This is a genomic window from Stenotrophomonas sp. 278, assembly GCF_003935715.1.
Taxonomy (GTDB): domain Bacteria; phylum Pseudomonadota; class Gammaproteobacteria; order Xanthomonadales; family Xanthomonadaceae; genus Stenotrophomonas; species Stenotrophomonas maltophilia_AH.
The window spans coordinates 1-3,094 of sequence record NZ_RHPP01000239.1; the positions used below are offsets into that span (position 1 = coordinate 1).

Consider the following 3,094-nt stretch of genomic DNA (forward strand, 5'->3'; position numbering starts at 1 on the left):
GCTCGTCAAAAACATCCATGTTTTTGACGGTCCCGCAAACCCACCCCGGCACGCCCCAGACAGTTGGCCGGTGGCCACGGAAGATCAAAAGCACGTAACCGCCGTTGATCTGGCATTTCCCATGGGCCACCGACCACGTATCGAGGGGCCATCGGATGGGGGGTACGGGACCGTTGAAAACATGGATGTTTTCGACGAGCCCCCATGGATGGGTTTACGGCGTGTCCCGTACCCCCCATCCGATGGCCCCCAACACGTAGACCGCCAGCCGATGGCTGTTCGCCCAAATCCAACAGCAGCCGGGCATCGCCCGGCGACACGGATAGCGTGTAATCGCAGCCCGATGCCGCATACAGCACGCACACATCCGTATGCACGGTGCTTACATCCTGTTTCCTAACCTGCAGGCGCAACATCCGATTCGCTCACGAAACTGGAGACCCCACATGCAGAAGATTCCCGAAGGTACCCTCATCGTCGTGGCTGATGGCGGTTCGGCCCGCGTGTTCACCAATGTGGGTGATGGCCGCACGCTGCAACTGCGCCAGGACGACCAACTGCAGGTGCAGGACGTGAGTGAACAGGGGGTGTCCGGGCAGGGGCCGTCCGGTGCCGTGCCCAAGGACATGAGCATCTCGCAGCTCAATGAAGCGACCTTTGCCAAGCAGCTGGCCGAACAGCTGAACTCCGAAGCGCTCAACAACCGCTACGCGCACCTGATCCTGGTGGCCGATCCGCAGACTCTGGGCCGCATTCGTCCGCAGCTGCACAAAGAGGTGGAGGCACGTCTGTTGTTCGACCTGGCCAAGGACTACACCAACGCCCCGCTGGAAGACATCCAGCGCGCACTGGCGGCATGAACCATGGGCTATGTCGGCCGGTTTGAACACGGTGAGCCCGAGCCGCTGCGCAGTGCGGTGGACGCACTGCGCGGCTGGCATGTGATCGAGTTTGGTACCGACTGGTGCGGGCATTGCCAGAATGCGCAGCCGTCGGTGAAGACGTGGGTGGACCAGCACGCGGTGACTCACCACAAGGTGGAGGACGGCAAAGGTAGGCCACTGGGTCGGTCGTTCTCGGTAAAACTCTGGCCCACGCTCATCCTGTTGTGTGACGGCGAGGAACGGGCGCGCGTGGTGCGCCCGCACTCCACAGATGATTTCGCTGCATTTGATGCCGTCATGACGAAATCTTCCGTGGCCTGAACGGCCTTTCCAGATGCAACACTGTGATCCGCAGAGGAGCCGGTGTTGCATCTGGTGTACAATGCATCGCTTGACCATTGACCCGGGCCATTGCCCGTCACGGTCACCCTTCCTGCAGCGCCGCTGAGTCTTCGCGGCCGTCCGGGAACGTCTGTTGAACCCCTCCTGCGCATTTCGCCGCACTTCACGAGGTGGTGCTTCTCCGTGCCGTGCGCGGGACCTCGGACGCGTGGTGGCCACGCTCCGAGGAGAAGCAGATGCAGGACCTGCATGCGGCACATGCGCATTTCGGCTGGTTCAAACGCCGTCGACAACTGAAAGTGGACGAGGTCACCGTGGTGGATCGCCCAATGCTGAAGCGCGCAGTCGGTGCCGCAGCATTGGGCAATGCCATGGAATGGTTCGATTTCGGTGTATACGGCTATCTCGCCGTCACGCTGGGCCATGTGTTTTTCCCGTCCAGCAATCCCACCGCCCAGCTGATCGCCACCTTTGCAACGTTCACCGTTGCCTTCCTCGTCCGTCCGCTCGGTGGCATGGTGTTCGGCCCCCTCGGCGATCGTTATGGGCGACAGAAGGTGCTGGCCTTCACCATGATCCTGATGGCGCTCGGTACGTTCAGCATCGGCCTGATTCCGTCGTACGAGCGCATCGGCCTGTGGGCGCCGGCCTTGCTGTTGCTGGCGCGCCTGGTGCAGGGCTTTTCCACCGGCGGTGAGTATGGCGGCGCGGCCACCTTCATTGCCGAGTATTCCACCGACCGCAACCGCGGGCTGATGGGCAGCTGGCTGGAGTTCGGCACGCTCGGCGGCTACATCGCCGGTGCTGCTACCGTCACTGCGTTGCACATGGCGCTGAGCAGTGAGCAGATGCTCGACTGGGGCTGGCGCGTGCCGTTCCTGGTGGCCGGTCCGCTGGGTCTGCTCGGCCTGTACATGCGCATGAAACTGGAGGAAACCCCGGCGTTCAAGGCCTATGCCGAAGAAGCCGACAAGCGTGACCACGAACGTCCGGGCCTGGGTGAGCTGCTGCGCGTGCACTGGCCTCAGCTGCTCAAGTGCGTGGGCCTGGTGCTGGTCTTCAATGTCACTGATTACATGCTGCTGACCTATATGCCCAGCTACCTGAGCGTCACCATGGGCTATGCCGAGAGCAAGGGTCTGCTGCTGATCATCCTGGTGATGCTGGTAATGATGCCGCTCAATATCGTCGGCGGTTTGTTCAGCGACCGCCTCGGCCGTCGCCCGATGATCATCGGGGCCTGCATTGCGCTGTTCGCGTTGGCAGTGCCGTGCCTGCTGCTGGTTGGCAGTGGCCACGATGGACTGATTTTCCTCGGCCTGATGCTGCTGGGCATCGCGCTGGTGTGTTTCACAAGTTCCATGCCGTCCACGCTGCCGGCGCTGTTCTACACACCGGTGCGCTACAGCGCGTTGTCGATTGCCTTCAACATTTCCGTGTCGCTGTTTGGTGGCACCACGCCGCTGGTCACCGCCTGGCTGGTGGAACGCACCGGCGACCCGCTGGTGCCGGCGTACTATCTGATGGGTGCTGCAGTGATCGGGCTGGTCACCATGCTGTTCGTCAACGAAACCGCCAACCTGCCGCTGCGCGGCTCGCCGCCGGCGGTGGGCAGCGAGGAAGAGGCGCATGCGCTGGTGAAGGGCGATGAGCCGGTGACCGTGGATGCGTCGCGACCGATGCTGCCCCCCACCTTGCTCCCGGAAGAACCTCGACCTGCCTGATGTCATTTCGGGACGTGACGTAACCCGGTAGCGCCGGCCGTTGGCCGGCCCCCCGCCCAGGGGGCTATTAAAAACACCCCCCCCCCCCCCCCAGCCGCAAAGGGCGTTTGCGGGGTGTTCGTGTAAAAAAAAAAGGGGGGGGGG

The 3,094-nt window shown here is 62.8% G+C and carries 3 protein-coding genes; all 3 read left to right on the forward strand.

Annotation, left to right across the window (positions count from 1 at the left end; genetic code table 11):
* Positions 1–446 precede the first annotated feature (446 nt).
* The 3 genes from EGJ34_RS21050 to proP all read left to right on the forward strand — a co-directional run bounded on the left by EGJ34_RS21050 (position 447) and on the right by proP (position 2,950).
* Entirely contained in the window at positions 447–860 is a 414-nt protein-coding gene (locus EGJ34_RS21050; protein WP_125362359.1) for a host attachment family protein, read from the forward strand.
* Positions 861–863: 3 nt separating this feature from the next.
* Positions 864–1,205 (forward strand): thioredoxin family protein, encoded by a 342-nt coding sequence (locus tag EGJ34_RS21055; RefSeq protein ID WP_125362360.1) that lies wholly within the window; start codon positions 864–866, stop codon positions 1,203–1,205.
* A gap of 257 nt (positions 1,206–1,462) precedes the next feature.
* The gene (proP, locus tag EGJ34_RS21060; RefSeq protein ID WP_125362361.1) at positions 1,463–2,950 is read left to right on the forward strand and encodes a glycine betaine/L-proline transporter ProP; all 1,488 of its coding nucleotides are present in this window, start codon (positions 1,463–1,465) and stop codon (positions 2,948–2,950) included.
* Positions 2,951–3,094: the final 144 nt, after the last annotated feature.